Annotated in this window: 7 protein-coding genes; 1 reads left to right on the top strand and 6 read right to left on the bottom strand. The window is 65.2% G+C overall.

Annotated features, from left to right (window positions below; all coding sequences use genetic code 11):
* Positions 1–73 precede the first annotated feature (73 nt).
* From CHB90_RS01325 to CHB90_RS01300, 6 genes are all read right to left on the bottom strand, one after another.
* A complete protein-coding gene (locus CHB90_RS01325) occupies positions 74–4,135 on the bottom strand; it encodes a translocation/assembly module TamB domain-containing protein (RefSeq protein ID WP_089276054.1) in 4,062 nt (1,353 codons plus the stop codon).
* Positions 4,135–5,940, bottom strand: a complete 1,806-nt coding sequence (locus tag CHB90_RS01320) for an autotransporter assembly complex protein TamA (protein ID WP_425426578.1) — start codon at positions 5,938–5,940, stop codon at positions 4,135–4,137. The genes CHB90_RS01325 and CHB90_RS01320 overlap by 1 nt, the downstream gene beginning before the upstream one ends.
* A gap of 215 nt (positions 5,941–6,155) precedes the next feature.
* Positions 6,156–6,785 (bottom strand): TetR/AcrR family transcriptional regulator, encoded by a 630-nt coding sequence (locus CHB90_RS01315; protein WP_089276052.1) that lies wholly within the window; start codon positions 6,783–6,785, stop codon positions 6,156–6,158.
* On the bottom strand, positions 6,785–8,332 hold the full coding sequence (locus CHB90_RS01310; RefSeq protein ID WP_089276051.1) for a trimethylamine methyltransferase family protein: 1,548 nt from the start codon (positions 8,330–8,332) through the stop codon (positions 6,785–6,787). Before CHB90_RS01310 ends, CHB90_RS01315 begins: the two co-directional genes overlap by 1 nt.
* A complete protein-coding gene (locus CHB90_RS01305; RefSeq protein WP_089276050.1) occupies positions 8,329–10,746 on the bottom strand; it encodes a GcvT family protein in 2,418 nt (805 codons plus the stop codon). The genes CHB90_RS01310 and CHB90_RS01305 overlap by 4 nt, the downstream gene beginning before the upstream one ends.
* 162 nt (positions 10,747–10,908) lie before the next feature.
* Complete coding sequence (locus CHB90_RS01300; protein ID WP_089276049.1) at positions 10,909–12,567, bottom strand: PIG-L family deacetylase; 1,659 nt, start codon at positions 12,565–12,567, stop codon at positions 10,909–10,911.
* Positions 12,568–12,966: 399 nt separating this feature from the next.
* On the opposite strand from CHB90_RS01300, the gene CHB90_RS01295 reads away from it, so the two are divergent.
* Complete coding sequence (locus CHB90_RS01295; RefSeq protein ID WP_170940959.1) at positions 12,967–15,282, top strand: mechanosensitive ion channel family protein; 2,316 nt, start codon at positions 12,967–12,969, stop codon at positions 15,280–15,282.
* Positions 15,283–15,288 lie beyond the last annotated feature (6 nt).

The following is a 15,288-nucleotide window of genomic DNA, read 5'->3' as shown; positions in this document are numbered from 1 at the left end:
CGGTGGGCGGGGCGACGTCGCAGCCACAGGCTGCGTCGAGCGCCGTTCCCCGTTCCCGGTCTACAGCTTCCGGTCAGTAATCGCGTTCGAAAAACACGCCGATGCCGCTGGTCCCGTCCGATCCCAGCCGCCCGCGCACCGTCACGCTGGGATTCACTGTCAGGTTCAGGTTGATCTCGCTGGCGCCTTTCGCGTCCACGGTCACGTCGCTGTACAGGTTTTCGCCCAGATAGGCCCCCGCACGCGCCTCGATTGTGCCGTCATCGGCGGTGCCGATGTCCAGATCCGACACACCCAATCCGCTGCGCAGCGATTCCGTCAGGCCCAAGCCGCCGCTCCCCGACAGGGTGCGCACCGCCGAGGCCAGTTGCACCGCTTGCAGCGCCGACAGTTCCGTCACCGACCGGCCAAACAGGAAAAACGACAGCGCCTCATCCTGCGGCAGGTCCGGGACAGAGCCGACCACCAGTTCCGGCGAGGACGCAGGCCCCTCGATGGTGATGGTGATATCCGTATCCTCGACCCGCGTGGTGGCGACAAAACGCACCACCGGGTCAAAGCTGCCGCGCAATGCGACAGAGCCTTCGGTCAGGTCCAGACGGCGGCCCAGCAGGTCCAGACGGCCCCGGATCAGATCGAACTGTCCCACCGGCACGATGTCCGACGTGGTGCCGCGTAGGCGCAGCGTGCCGCCCAGTTCCGCATCCAGCCCGCGCCCGCGCACAAAGATCCGATTGGTCGCCCGCACGGTCAGATCCAGCGGATAGCTGGCCGCCGGACCGGTTGTCGCTGTCGCGTCCTTGTCCAGCCCGGCGAATTTCAGCGTCAGCGCCACGTCCTGCGGCATACCCTGATGCTGCAAGCCATCCAGCGAAGCATAGCTGGCTCCGATGTTGGGAATCCGCGCCTCAACCGTGCCCAGATCCACAATGCCGCCGATCCGCGCGCCCCCGGTCAGGGGGCCGTCGATGCGCACCTCGCCGTTGGCCGTAGTCTCGAACAGGTCAGGCTGGCGCACCACCGCGTCGCGCAGGCGCAACACCAGCGCCCCGTCAAACGGCGGGGTCAGCGTCACCGGCCCCTCCAGCACCACGCGCCCGCCGCTGTCCAGCGCGCCGGAAACATCCAGTTGCGCCCGCCCGCCCGACAGGCGCACCTGCCCACCCATATCGTTCAAGGTGATGTTGAGCGCGGGTGCCGCAAAGCGTGCCCCATCGGTCGAGATCACGCCGGACAGCGCCGACAGTTGCGGCGGACCGTTCAGGCCCAGGTCAAAGGTGACAATGCCATTGATCGCCTGCGGGGCCAGTCGGCCGTTGGCCAGCGCCAGCGGCGCAGAGCCGTTCAGGTTCAGATCAAAGCGGCTGAAATCCTCGGCCGCCGTGCCGTTCACCCGCGCACCAATGCCGCCCGGCCCGGAGCCGTCCAGCGACAGTTGCCAGGGACCGCCGTTGCGCCGCGCGCTGCCGGTGACCTGCGCCGATCCCGGCAGATCCGGCACCAATGTGCCAAGGTTCGCCAGGGCAACCACAAGGTTCAGATCCGCCTCCGCGCCCGGCCCGTAGCTACCGGTCACGCGCCCGTCGATGCCGCTAGCGTCCAACATGGCTTCGCTGATGCGATAGCCGCCGTTTTCCTGCCGCGCCACGGTCAGGTCCAGCCGGGTGTTGCCCGCCAGCAGCGGGTCCACCGTGGGGTTGCCAATGCCCAGCCCCTGCCCGCGCACCACCGCCGACAGGTCAAGCGGACCTTTCAGCACACCGCCCGCGGCCTGCACCTCGATCTGTGCTGCGCCGCGCAGGGCCATCCCGGACACCCGTGTCAGCGGTGCCAGCGACGCCATGTCCGCCGTCAATCGCCCGTCCACCGTTGGCCCCTGTAAGCCGCCGGGTGTGACCGTACCGACAAAGCGCGCGTCGACCACCCCGTCCAGCGTCAGCGGGTCGATGGTGATCGGTCCGCCGCTGGTGCGCGCCGCCTTGACGCTCAGCGCGGTGCGGCCCGCCAACAGCGGGTCGATCTCCGGCAGGCCAAGACGCAGGTCGGTGGTGCGCCCCTCGGCGCTGATAGAAAAGGCACTGCCGTCCAGACGGCCCTCGCCATTGAATGTCAGATCCGCAGCGCCGTTCAGCGACTGCCCGGCAAGGTCGGAAAAGGCGGACAGGCGAGAGATCGCAGCCTCCAGCCGCCCGGAGAGTTTTGGCACCTCGGGGCCAAGATCGACCGTGCCCGCATAGATCAACTGCCCGGCATTCGACACCGCGCCATTCGCCTCCAGCGTCCACAGATCGCCGTCCTGATCAGCCTTGAGGTCCAGCGTCGTCGGGCCGGACAACTCTGGCAGGACCAGCGCGGTCTCCCGAATGCGCGCCTCTGCCCGCAGCGTGCTGGCGCCGGTGGCCAGCGTGCCGCTGCCCTCGATCCGCGCCTCTGGCGTGATCAGTAACAGCCGGTCCGCGCGCATGCCCGTCTCATCGCGGACAACGGCCAATTGCAGGCTGCCAACCCCGGCAATCAGCGGATCGACCTGCGGAATGCCCGTGGCCAGCCCCTGCGTGGTGCCGTCAATGTTGAGGTCGAAACCGCCGGTGACCGGCAGAACCGCGCCGGTGATCGACACTTCGGCCGCACCGCGCAGGGCAATGCCGGACAGTGCAGCAAAACGCGACAGATCCTCTGCCGCCAGCCGGATGTCCGGGGTCACACGCGGGTTCAGGGTTTCGGCCTCTCCCACGGTGACAGAGCCGGTCAGCCCATAGTCCGCCCCCGACAGATCCAGCCCGCTCAGCACCAGTGGCGCGCCGGGTTGCCAGTCAAAATCGAAATTGCCGCGCAGGGCCGTACCGATGGCCTCGGCAAGGGCTTGTTCCGCCGGGGCCAGCCCACCGGCGGCCAGCCGCAGCGCGCCCGTTACACGGGACGCGGCGCGGTCAATCTCCCCCGTGCCGCTCAGCACCAGCCTGTCTGCGCGTCCGGCATCGGCAGTGACCCCGGTGGCATCAAGGCTCAACTGCCAGCCATTGCCCGCGTCCGCGTCAAAGCTGCCCTTCAGCGTCGATCCCGCGACGTAGATCTTTTGCCCCGGCAACGGCAGCAGCACCACTTCGCCCTCGGGTGGCACGATCTCTCCCGACAACGCCAGCCGCTGCGGCCAGCCATCGCCCCCGATGGCGGCAGAGCCGGTCAGGCGCAGCGCATCCGCCCGCAGGGTCAGTTGTTCCAGCGTGACGGCCCCGTCGGCACCGCGCGTTGCATCGGCCCGCAGGCGGATGTCGTCACCCAGAAATTCGCGGTAGGCCGGGGCCAGCATCGGGGCCAGATCGCCGCCAATGTCCAGTGAGACCTGCTGCGTGTCCGCGTCGCCATTGGCGCGCAGGACGATGTCGCCTGCCAGACGCTCGACCCCGTCGGTGTTCAGCACCAGTTCGGCGGCGAAATCGTCAATCGGCGCGTCCCCCTTGAGGCTGAGCGCGACCGAAGGTTCATCCGGCAGGCCCAGCATCCTTGCTGCCAGACCGCCCGCCGGTTCCTGAAATTCGGTGTCGATGCGCAGCACCCGGCTGCTGTTGCCATAGGCCCCGGCCAACCGCAGGCTGCCGCCCGCGTCCAACCGGTCAATCTGCAAGGTCGCCTCGCCCTCACCGCCTGACAGCCGGGCGTTGCCCTGCACCCGCAGCACCAGATCCTCGGTCGCAACCGGCGCGCCCAAGGCCACCTCGCGCAGATCCAGTTGCGCCAGGTTCAGCGAGACCGGCAGTTCCAGCAGTTTGAACGCACTGCGCGCCTCTGGTGAGGGCGGCGTATCAGAGGCCAGCGGCACCGGCAGGCGCGGCATGTCGATCCGGCCCACGGTGATCTCGTCAATCTCGACCGCACCACGCACCAGCGCGGTGCGGGTCCAGATCATGGCCACGTCGCTGGCGGTCAACCAGACGCCGTCCTCATCGGAAATGACGATCCGGTCGATGGTCGCACGCGAACTCAGCGCCCCGGCAAACCCCTCGATCCGCACCTCGCGGCCTGCATCGGACAGCGCGTCCTCCAGCAAACCCTGAATGTAGCCGCGATCGTCGTTTTGCGCGACAAGAACAACCGGCCAAAAGACCAGCACCAAGAAAACTCGAAAAAAACGCATCAGAATGCCTGCCCGATCCCGATATAAATCTGAACACCTTCGCCCGTGTCACCCGCCACCGGCCCCGCCACGTCAAAGCGGATCGGTCCCACGGGCGTGGCATAGCGTATGCCCAGACCCGCGCCCGCGTGCCAGTCGCCGCTGCCGTCCGGAAAGCTTTCGGCGCCGACATAGCCCGCGTCGGCAAAGCCCACGACGCCGATGCTGTCGGTCACGTCCACACGCACCTCTGTCGAGACCCCGGCAAAGCTGCGCCCGCCCAAACGGGTGCCGGAATAGTCCACGTCCAGCGATTGATAGGGTTGCCCGCGCACGGTGCCGCCCCCGCCGGAATAGAGCAGGTAGTCAGGCGGCGCGTCAGCGGCGCTAGGCCCGAACATGCCCGCCAGCTGCAACCGCCCTGCCAGCACCACGGATTCATCCGCGCCAAAGGCCCGGTAGCCGCGAATGTCAAAAGCATAGCGCCCGCCACTGTCGCCCCGGTTGACGATGGAAAACGGCTCCAGCTCAGCGCGCAGATACAGCCCCTCTGTCGGGTCCAGCTTGTCGTCGCGGCGGTCGATGGTGACCGCCGTCGGCAGCGACAGGATGGTCAAGAGCCGCGTCGGATCCCCCGGCAGATACAGGTCGGTGATGTTGGAACGGCTGTAGGAGATGCCGACCTCACCCGAAACCTGTTTGGAAAACGCCCGTGTGACGCCGATGCCAAAGTTGAAGCTGCGGTCGATGTAGTCCGGTTCATCGTCGTAGCTGAGGCCAGTAGTGGCGAAAAACATCGTGTCCGGACCGTAAACGGCCGGCTTTTCGAACCGCGCGGTGACGTCATAGTCGGGCTTGATGGCCGCGCCCCCCAGTTGCGACACCTCGCCCTCGACCCGGAACCGTTCCGCGCCGCCAAACAGGTTGCGGTGCAACCAAAAGGCCGACAGCATCGCGCCCTCGGAGGACGACAGTTCCGCGCCAAAGCCAAAGCGGCGCGGCTTGCGGTCGGTGACGTCGATCAGGATGTCCAGCGTGTCGTCCGGTCCGCCCTCCTCGGCCTCTGTCACGGTCACAGAGCGGAATGTGCCGGTGGCGCGCAGACGCTGCGCGGCATCCTCGACCTCGACGGGATCAAAGACCTCGCCGCGCGGTACCCCGGCGATCTGGCGGATGCGCGCCTCACGCACCGCACTGTCAGAGGTCACCTGCACATCCCCAAAGCGGAACTGGCGCCCCCGGGCCACGGCCAGCGCCACGTCCAGCTTGGCGGCAGCGTGGCGGGCTGTGATGGTCTGGTCGGCGATCTCTGCCTTGGCGTAGCCTGCGGACCGCCAGCCCTCTATCGCGGCCTGCGCGGTGTCGCGCACCACGGTCGCCTGCGCGGGCGCGCCCTTGGCAAAGCCCTCAGGCAAAGGCACGCGTTTGTTGATCGGTGCGACCTGCGTCTTGCCAAAGGTGAACCGCGCACCCGGTTCCACCCGTACACGGACCTTGTCGATCCGCTTTGGAACCGAGAACGGCGGAATCGTCGCCGCCTCTTGTCCGTCCAGCGTGATGCGCACGACTGCCGAATAGTAACCCTGCGCATATAGCGCCTCGACAAGGCGCGCATAGTCGCCCTGAGCGGCGGCCAGAACGTCCTGCGGGACCTTGTCCTCATCCTGCTCCAGTTGCGCCAGAATCGACGCGGCGCGCAGGCTGGGTGTCAGCGTTTCCTCATCCGGTCCCGCGATGCTGAAGTTGAGGCTGTCATAGCTTTGTGCCGGAAACGGCAGAGCCAGGCAAATGCCCGTCAGCGCGGCAAAAACTGTCCCACGCAACACCGCACGCCCGCGTGGGCCGCTTTGCGCGGGGCCGCGACGCCGATCAGCTCGCAATGGTATATCTAGCCCTGTTTCCATGCGTCCACCCTATAAGATGTAACGCGGACGCAAAGAAGCAAATTGCAAAGGTGAGTCACAATTACGCGGGGTTCGGCGGGGAGTTGCCGTGTGGCCGTCCCGCCCTGTTCCTGACCGTACCAACAGGTGCGCAGGGATCACCCCGCATGGCTGCGGGCGAAACGCTTGAACTCCTCGACTTCTGCGGCAGAGGGGTGAACGCCGGTGAAGCAGTAGAGGTAACCCTCGACCCGGCTCAGGCGGTCCTCGACCGTTTCCGCCAGTTCCAGCGCATAATAGCCGATCTGCTGGTAATACAGCACCCGTGACCGGATATCAGCCTCTGCGGGGGCATAGCCGTGGCGGAGGAACATGCCCGCGATGGCCTGTTGGCGTGCCGTATCGGATCGATCGATCACGGCGCGCACGGTCGGATCTCGGCGTGCCCATTCGCGCACCCCAAAGTCCAGTTGGTGATTGAACCCGTCGGGATCGACAACGCAGCGAAAGAAGTTGTTGAGCGCGGCGGTGATGGTTGGCGCGGGCATATCGGCGTGGGCAATCATGACGCCTGTGTTGCCGCGCTCCCATTCCGCCAGCAATTGATCCAGCAGGTCCTGGCGGCTCTGGAAATACCAGTAGAAGGATGAGCGCGACACGCCAAGGCGCGCGCCGATGGTCAGCACCTTGACCGATTGCACCCCGTCGGAAATCAGCAAATCCATCGCCACCCGCAGCCAGTCGGCGCGCGTGACCTTGATGTTGCCGGGAAGGTCTTCGTCCGCCATCAGTCGGCGGGCGGCGCGCCGCCCTCTCCGGTGCGTTTGGCGATAAAGGCGTCCAGCGCGGCCAGACGGTCGCCGGTGACATTGGCGGGCGCGTGGTGATCGGCCAGGATCTGTTGCCAGAGGTCCAGCGCCCGGGCATTGGCATCCTTGGCACCGCGTTCCGTCCAGGTGCCAAAGTTGGTCCAGTCCGCCACCAGCGGGTCGTAAAACGCGGTGGCGTAGCGCTCCATCGTATGGGCACAGCCAAAGAAATGCCCGCCCGGCTGCACCTCTGCCAGCGCGTCAAAGCCGATGTCGGCGTCCTCGGCCGGCGTTGCGGCGCAGAGTTCCGCCATTATCTGAACCATCTCCATGTCGGTGATGAATTTTTCATAGCTGACGGTCAGCCCGCCCTCGATCCAGCCCGCTGCGTGGATGATGATGCTGGCCCCCGACAGCAGCGCGCCCCAGGCGCTGATCTCTGTTTCATGCGCAGCCTGCGCGTCGTTGGTGTTGGCGGCACACCCGGTAGCATTGCGCCACGGCAGGCCGACCAGGCGGGCCAATTGCCCGGCGGCGAGGCTCGCCTTGACCTGTTCCGGGGTGCCAAAGGCGGGCGCGCCGCTTTTCATGTCAACGTTGGACGCAAAGGCCCCGTAGCAGACCGGCGCGCCGGGGTTGGCAAGCTGGGTCAGGGTGATACCGGCCAGCGCCTCGGCATGACTGAGGGTGATGGCCCCGGCCACCGTGACCGGGGCCATGGCCCCCATCAGGCAGAACGGGGTCACGACAGAGACCTGCCCATGACGGGCAAAGTCGATCAACCCTTGTGCCATCGGCACATCGATCTGGCGCGGAGAGTTGGTGTTGATGATCGTGTAGCAATGAGGATCTTGCATGAATTGGTCGTCCGACAGTCCGCGAAAACCCGCGATCATCTCAAACCCGTCGCAGACCTGCGCCGTACCGCGCGAAAAGACAAACGGCACCTTGTCCGAGACACTCAGCTGCATCCGGGTAAAGGCGTAGTGGCGCAGGTGGATCGGAATATCCTGCGGCTCGACCCCCGGGGACAACATCTGGATGGCGTCGAAATGTTGGACCAGTTTGGTCAGTTCGTGAACATCGCGCAGGCTGCCGGGGCGGCGACCGCGTGACATGTCGGAACAGTTGGGTGCCCCCGCCCCGGACTGGAACGCAAGGCTGCCAAGGCGCATGTCGATATGCCGGTCCGGCGCGCCTCCGTGCAGGGTGAACTGACGCGGTGCGGTGGCCAGCGCCGCCGTGACGATGTCGCGCCCGATGTAAACCATCTGGCTGTCCTCATCGACGCGCGCCCCCGCCTGCGCAAACAGGCGGCGTGCCTCGGGCAGCAGCACCTTGATGCCCAGTTCTTCCAGCACCCGCAAAGAAGTGTCGTGGATCGCGGCCACGCGGTCCTCTGTAAAGACGGTTTGCGGGGTAAAGGGGTTGGTCAACTGCCGGTAGTTGACGATGCGCTTGGCGGTGGGGGTATCGCCGCCGCGTCTGCGACGACGACGGCCGGTGTTTTCTACGGGCGCGTTCATGCCGCTGCCCCCGGATTGCCGCGCATGGCCTTGCCTGCCGGGTCATAGGGGGACGGCGCAATCACGCGGGCCGGGCGTTCGACGCCCACCACATGCACGGTGAGCGCGGTGCCGGTCCCTGCCGCATCGGCGTTGATCATGGCCAAGGCGTAGGATTTTCCCAGCGTATGACCGTATCCGCCCGAGGTGACAAAACCGACCTTTTCACCGTCTTTCCAGACCGGCTCATACCCGCTGGCGTCGGCCCCTTGGCTGTCCACCTCCAGCGTCACAACCCGGCGCTTCGCACCCGCGTCGCGTTCGGCCAAGGCCGCCTGTTTGCCAATGAAGTCGGGTTTGTCCCAGTCGATCCAGCGGTCCATGCCGGTCTCACCGGGCGTGTAGCCTTGGGTGAATTCCGCCGACCAGATGCCGAATGATTTCTCCAGCCGCAGCGACAGCATGGCATTGAAGCCGTATTCCCTCAGCTCATGTTTGGCCCCGGCCTCCAGCAGCAATTCGCGCAGCTTGATGTGGTCGCCGAAGCGGACATTGATCTCATAGCCCAGTTCACCGGCCACCGACATACGCGCCACCCGCGCGCGGAACAGGCCCACGTCCAGCGCGGCGCAGCCCATGAAGGGCAGATCGGCAGCCCCGGCGCAGACCTTTTCCAGCACCTTTAGCGAACTCGGTCCGGTCAGGGCAAAGCCGCAGATCTCTTCGCCCAGATCGCGCACTTGCACACCGGGGTCCATGTGATCCTCAAACCAGCGCATGTGCCATGCCCGCAGGTAGTAGCTGCCCATGATCCACCACGTCCCGTCACCCCAGTTAAACACCGTCAGGTCGCCTTTCAGCCGCCCGCCCGGCTCCAGCATCGGGGCCAGCCTTGCGCGGCCCGGCGCGGGCAATTTCGACGCCATGATGCGGTTCAGCCAGTGTTCGGCGTTCGGGCCAGTGACCTCGAACCGCGAAAAGCCGGTGATGTCGATCAGGCCGACCTTGTCGCGCACATGGCGGCATTCCGCGCCCACGATGTCAAAGGCGTTGGAGCGTTTGAGCGTCGGCCCCTCTTCAAACCCCTTGGGGGCAAAGTACAGCGGCACCTCCAGATCCCAGCTGACGCCCCATTTGCAGCCCGCGTCGGACATGGCCGAATAGGCAGGGGCGGTTTTCAGCGGGCGACCGGCGGGCAGTTGTTCGTTCGGGTAGGTCATCACGAAGCGGCGGGAATAGAACTGCCCCGTGGTTTCCTGAATGTAGCGTTTGTTCTGGGCGAAATCGCCGTAGCGCGCCACGTCCATCGACCAGGCGTCTGCCTCTGGCTCGCCGTGGATCATCCATTCGGCCAGCGTCTTGCCCACGCCTCCGCCCTGAAGGAAACCCGCCATGACCGCGCAGGCCGACCAGTAGCCACGCTTGCCCCGCACCGGGCCGACCAGCGGGTTGCCATCGGGGGAAAAGGTAAACGCGCCGTTGACCCAGGTCTTGATCCCGACGTTTTCCAGCGCCGGATAGCGCTCATAGGCGCAGATCAGTTCCTGTTCGATGCGGTCGGTCTGTTCCTGAAACAACTCCATCCCGTAATCCCACGGCGCGCCGTCCATCGCCCAGTGTTCGTGATCGACCTCGTAGATGCCCACCAGCAGGCCGTTCTGGTCCTGCCGGGTGTAGGTGAACCCCTCAAGGTCCACGGTCATCGGCACCTCAAAATCCAGTTCGGCGATTTCCGGCACAGTGTCGGTGATGAAATAGTGGTGTTTGAGCGGAGAGACTGGCAGTTCGATGCCCGCCATGCGACCCACCTGCTTGGCCCAGAGACCGGCGGCGTTGACCACATGTTCGCAGGTGATCGTGCCTTTGTCGGTCACAACCTTCCAGCCATCGGCGGTCTGTTCCAGCGCCTGCACCCTGGTGTGTTCATGCACCGTGGCGCCGCGCTTTTTCGCGGCCCCCGCGTAGGCGTGGACGGTGCCTGTGGTGTCCAGATAGCCCTCCCGGTCAGCCCACATGGCGCCTAGAATGCCGTCGGTGGACATGATCGGGCAACGCTCGCCCGCCTCTTGCGGGGTCAGCAATTCACAATCGTCGATGCCGATGGACTGGAAAACGCGGTAGGCCGATTGCAGCCATTCCCAGCGGTCCGGGGTGCCTGCCAGCGTCAGCCCGCCGGTCATGTGCAGACCGATGTTCTGGCCGGATTCCTTTTCGATCTCTGGCAGCAAGTCGATGGTATAGGCCTGTAGCGCGGCCATGTTCGGGTCCGCGTTCAGCGCGTGGATGCCGCCCGCCGCGTGCCAAGACGACCCGGCGGTCAGGACCGCGCGCTCCAGCAGGCAAACGTCGCTCCAGCCCAGCTTTGCAAGGTGATAGAGGACCGACGCGCCAACAACGCCCCCGCCAATGACAACCACGCGGTATTGAGTGTTCATAGCCGACCCTCTCTGGCTTCACTGTTTTGAAGTCAGGCTAAGCGGCGAGTCCGGGCAGGACTAGACAGAAATGTCCAGAGCATGATCCAAAGACGACATGATGCGCGTCCTGTCACCGTTTGCGCAGGGTAAAAAGGGGGGGCGAACGGCGGGACGGGCCGGTCAGACCACCTCAGCCGAATCGTCCAAATCCTCGTCTTCGTCGACGGACAAGTCGAGCGTTTCCCACTTCGCGGCCCCCGAGAGCATCAATTGCTCATAGACGCCGCCGGGACCGAAAGGATCGCCTGCAGGATCGGGCATCGGGTCAACAGGTGGCGGGTCAACTGGCGTCGGGTCAACGGGGTCCGGTGTCGGGTCAGTTGGGCCTGCGACATCCCATTTTCCGGCATTTCCGGCGAGGAACTGAAAGTATGTTCCGTTTGGGCCAAAAAGATCGCTTTCGGGTGGGGCGGGGTCTACCGGCGTTGGCGGCTCGGGTTGCGGATCAACAGGTGCGGGGACTTCGGAGGCAGGCTCAACCGGATCGGGGTCAACCGGCGTCGGGTCTTCGGGATCAGGATCAACCGGCTCTGGATCGTCCTCCGGCAAGGGGCCATCGACCCGCTCACCATCGACGATGCTGTATTGTTCGGTCACATACTCCCGCAGCACCCAGTCGGTATAGGGTTCGCGCAGGGCACCCGCCTCGTCCGTCACCAGTGGGTCATAGGCGGCGTAGGTCTCAAACACGCCCGTCACCAGCGCGACCTGATCCGGGGTCAGGTTCTCTTCTTCGGCCCAGCTGATGTAGCCGGTGAAATGCGTGACCGTCACGTCCTCCCCATACAACGGCAGCGCCGCTTCGGCGAGTTCGGTGGTGTGGACGTGGTCGCTGTGTTCGATCTCGCTGGTGTCGTCCTGCAACAGGATGTCATCGGGCATGTGGCGGGTCATGATCGCGCCCAGCACCTGGGTCAGGTCATCGGACGTATAGGTGACCAACCCGTCAACCGTGGTGATCTGGTCGGCGTCACCGTCCAGCAGGCGTTCGAGACTGCCAAAACCATAGGTGTCGGTGCCGCCGCCATCAATCCCGTCCGGCGTGCGCAGAAAATACAGCCGTACCTGCGGAGCGTCGGCAAGATAGCTGCTTTGCACCTCCCACGCGACGCCCTCCACATCCAGTGTCACGGTTTCATCCACCCAATCGGCGGGATCGGCACCGGCCATCTGGGCATAGGCGGCCTTGGCCCCCATTTCGCGCGCCTCCCAATAGGCGGCATCGTCCCCGGCATCGCCGGAGGTGACAAAGACCGTGGTCATCGGATCGCCATCGGCGATCGTCTCGGCCACATGTGGGTTCATGAACAGCAGATCATCGTCGGGGTGCGCGACAATCGCCATGTCGCCGCCTGCCATCGCCGGGCTGATCGGTTCAACCGTCAAGTCGATCACCGTGGCGTCATTGGGCGTCGCCGGGCCGCGCAGATCCTCCACCGGCAGCGCAAAGGGCACCTCGGCGGGCATCTCGGCCAGCAGCGTGTCGTCCTTGTACAGCGCCATGACGCCGCCGTCGTCGATCACTGCGGCAAAGCTGGCGGTTTCGCCGGAGACCAGCGCATTCTCGGCCAGCAGCCGGTACACCGACCCACCCTGAACCACTTCAAAGTACAGATCGTCGCCGGCGCCAAGCTGGCCCAGGGTCAGGCGCGCGCCCTCCCCCTCGGTGCCCAGTGCGACCAGCGGCTGCGACGGCCCCGCGCCAAGATTGTCGTATTGCATTGCAATGTCGATGCGCAGAGGCCCGGTGAATGTCCCATTCGGCGCTGACAGCGTCATCGCACGTCATCCCTTTTTCCTTGGTCGCAAAACATCCGCGCAAACATACGTCGATCAGGATATCGATACGCCCTGATTTTACCACAAAACAGCGTTAGTTGACTTAGCGTCAGCCTATACAGACCGATCTGAAATCTGGCGGCGATTTTTCCCCTTTTCGGGAAACACTGTGTTGAAGGGCGCAACTGCAAACTGAAACTATTTGGTTTCAATTAGTTGACCCATTTTCTCGCCCGATGGACCGACCGTCAAATAGTGTCAAAAATGCGCCATGTCAGCCCGGAGCGCCTTCTCACCAGGATCGAATCGACCAGGTGCGCAAGCAATGCCGCATGCCACGCGCTTGATACCGCAAATAATGCACCTAAGCTGGGCCGCGCCCTTATTCTGGATCTGTCAATGTCACCGCCCCTGCGCCCGATCCCGCTGTTCTTGCTGATTCTGGGCCTGATCGTGGCCCTGCCCCGCAGTGGCGTGGCGCAGGACGGATGGCCCGGCGACTGGCAGACTTACTGGTCTGTTGGAGAGGCTTTTGTCCTTCTGGAACAGCGCGGAGAGACCGTTTACGGCACTTATCAGCCTGGCGACGGGCGGGTGACGGGCATCACGCAAGACGGCGTCCTGCGCGGCACCTGGCAAGAGGCAGACGAAAGCGGAAGCTTCATCTTTGTGCTGGCGCAGGACGGGCAAAGCTTTGCCGGGCGTTTTGGCTCTGGCGACTGGTGGAACGGCCACCGCGCCGGGATCGCCCAACAACAACGTCCGGACTGGTGGAGCGGTGCAACGCCGCAGGCCAAATTGCGCAGCATCCTCGCCGCTGGCAACGATGCCCAGTATCATGGCCGCGAAGGTCAGGTGCGCTGGATCGAACCGCTGCTGTCCTATGACGGTCCCGAAGGCGATTCTTCGGATCGCGACCGGCGGCGGCGCACGCTCTGGCACATCCTCGACATATCCACCTTTCGACTTTGGGACGCGCCAGTGCCTCCGCCAGAGGCAGAGCCGGGCACCGAACTGACCTATGACATCGGACCGGCAGGCGCAGGGGCGACGTATCAGCTGGTGTTCCGGCTAGACGACACGAACCTTTGGCAGCTTGTCTTGCCGCCCGGTCCGAACCTGCAAGCGGATCTTGCCCGTTTGATCGCCGCTCGCGGATACAAGACCTTGGACGAACTGGAAAAAGCCCGCGCCGGGTCGCCGCGCATGGTGATGATGGATTTCATACTGGGTACAGCAGATTGGGACGGCGCAGGCGGTGCACGGGCCTTGCGCGCACTGGACCTTGACCATGTACCGCGCCAGTTGCGCCGGGCCGAGGGCGCGCTGATGGCCGACTACCTCAAGCGCACCATCGACAGGATCGGCTATGTCTACTGGCAAGAAATCCCGGACGATCCTGCGCGCCCGCTGCCCTATACGTTTTATCGGCACCCGCTGGGCAAGATCATCATCGCGCCGACCGACATCAAGGATGAGGATGGCCGTCTGGTCGAGCGGCTCTGGCGGTTTTCGCGCGACACGATGGAGGCACTGCCCGCGCTCTACGAGGCGCTGGAGCGTATGCCCATTGCTCCGGGGCTGACGGCACCCCCTCCCTTGTCGCAGTATTTCGCCACGCGGCGGGCGGTTCTTGCGCGGGCCGACGGGTTGCAGCGCCGCGTCTTGGGGCTGGAACTCTGGCAGTGGATCGGTTTGGCCGCCTACCTGCTGGCGATGTCGGGCGTCCTGGCGCTGGCCCGGCGCGCGGCGCGGGCGTTGGGGTCCGGCAGAGGTCCGATGGCGGCGCATCTTGCGCAGATGGGCGCGCCGGCAGGACTGTTGATGGCGGCGCTGCTCTTTCTGGATGCCAGCGAGCGACTGGGCCTGACGTTGCGCGCCTTCGGACCCGTTTCGGCGCTGTCGGCGATCCTGTTGATCTTTGCCGTGGCGGCCTTGGCCTATCGTGCGGTGTCGCTTGTCCACGGCGCACTGATGGTGCGCGCGGTGCAGACCAGCGCCTATACAGACGAGATCGTCTTGTCGCTGGCGCAGGGATTGCTGAAATTGCTTGTGGTCATCGGGGCCGTGATTGCCTGTGCGGACGTGGCGGGCCTGCCGTACGAGGGTGTGCTGACCGGGCTCGGCATCGGCGGGGTCGCGGTGGCCTTTGCCGCGCGCGAGACGGTGGCCAACATCATCGGCGGGGCCATCCTGTTGTCGGACCGCCCCTTTCGCAAGGGCGACATGATCGAGGCGGCTGGAACACTGGCGGTCATCGAAACCGTCGGCCTGCGCTCGACCCGGTTGCGGACGATGGACAACACGCTGATGATCATGCCCAACGCGCAGTTGTCCGATCAGGTGATCACCAACTGGGACAACCGACAGAGGCGCAAGGTTCAAATGCTGATCGGGCTGACCTTTGACACCCCGCGCGACCGGCTGGAACGCTTTGTCGCGCGGCTGATGGAGGTGTATTGCCACCAGCCCGACGCCGACACCGAGGATGTCACCATCGGGGTCGTGTCGTTGGGCCCGCAAAGCGTCGACATCGAACTGTGGGGCCACTTCAAGGTTGTCACCTATGAGGCACAGGTCGCCGCACAACAGGCGCTGATCCTCGACATCCTGTCGCTGGCCAAGGAGATGCATGTCAGCTTTGCCTTTCCGACGCGGACGGTGCATCTGGCGGCGGCCCCGCCCGCGACGGGGCAGGAGGACGTCCCCGCCTGACCCGCG

The sequence above is a fragment of the Antarctobacter heliothermus genome (assembly GCF_900188425.1).
GTDB lineage: Bacteria > Pseudomonadota > Alphaproteobacteria > Rhodobacterales > Rhodobacteraceae > Antarctobacter > Antarctobacter heliothermus.
The sequence above is the reverse complement of the archived record's forward strand: the minus strand, read 5'-3'. Positions and strand labels throughout refer to the sequence as shown.

Excerpts from the sequence above, each read along its gene's own strand:
- CHB90_RS01325 (WP_089276054.1), bottom strand. The coding sequence starts at position 4,135 with ATGCGTTTTTTTCGAGTTTTCTTGGTGCTGGTCTTTTGGCCGGTTGTT.
- CHB90_RS01315 (WP_089276052.1), bottom strand. The coding sequence starts at position 6,785 with ATGGCGGACGAAGACCTTCCCGGCAACATCAAGGTCACGCGCGCCGAC.
- CHB90_RS01310 (WP_089276051.1), bottom strand. The coding sequence starts at position 8,332 with ATGAACGCGCCCGTAGAAAACACCGGCCGTCGTCGTCGCAGACGCGGC.
- CHB90_RS01305 (WP_089276050.1), bottom strand. The coding sequence starts at position 10,746 with ATGAACACTCAATACCGCGTGGTTGTCATTGGCGGGGGCGTTGTTGGC.
- CHB90_RS01300 (WP_089276049.1), bottom strand. The coding sequence starts at position 12,567 with ATGACGCTGTCAGCGCCGAATGGGACATTCACCGGGCCTCTGCGCATC.
- CHB90_RS01295 (WP_170940959.1), top strand. The coding sequence starts at position 12,967 with ATGTCACCGCCCCTGCGCCCGATCCCGCTGTTCTTGCTGATTCTGGGC.